Raw genomic sequence first — 539 nt, 5'->3', positions numbered from 1 at the left:
TTATTCCATATGCTTAAATTCCCTATACGTAAGGCGTTCCATATTATCTATACGATGTCCTGCAACAAAAAAGGTATTTCCAGCTACGAACTTTCCCGCCAATTGAGCCTCCGGCAGAAGACCTGCTGGTTTTTCCAGCGGAAAGTGCAGGAAGCCATGCGTAGTGCGGGGAAGAACCTGCTTAATGGGACTGTAGAAGTGGACGAGTTTTTTGTTGGCGGCCCTGAACAAGGTAAAACAGGCAGAGGTAATGAGAAAAAAAGCCTGGTGGTGATGGCCCTACAGGTCGATGCTTTCGGGATACACCGCTGTTATGCTAAAGTAATCCCCAATGCAAGCAGCGATGAGTTAGGGGCTTTCTTACAGGAGAAAATAGACGCTGAGGCAACCATAAAAACGGATAAATGGTCTGGCTATACGCCTTCTAAAGCAAATTTCCCTAACCTGGAGCAGGAAAAATCTGACAAGGGCAAACGGCACCCCTTAATGCACAGGCAAATCATGATGTTCAAAGCCTGGCTTAGGGGAATCCATCATCA

1 protein-coding gene is annotated in these 539 nt (G+C 46.6%); it reads left to right on the top strand.

The annotated features are described in order from the left end of the window. Window positions 1-9: 9 nt before the first annotated feature. On the top strand, window positions 10-539 hold a 530-nt coding region (locus tag E2R66_RS28185; RefSeq protein ID WP_134738030.1), incomplete at its 3' end, for an IS1595 family transposase.

Origin of the sequence: Mucilaginibacter psychrotolerans, from assembly GCF_004519315.1 — a bacterium.
Classification (GTDB): Bacteria; Bacteroidota; Bacteroidia; order Sphingobacteriales; family Sphingobacteriaceae; genus Mucilaginibacter; species Mucilaginibacter psychrotolerans.
This window is presented reverse-complemented; position numbering and strand designations above follow the sequence as displayed.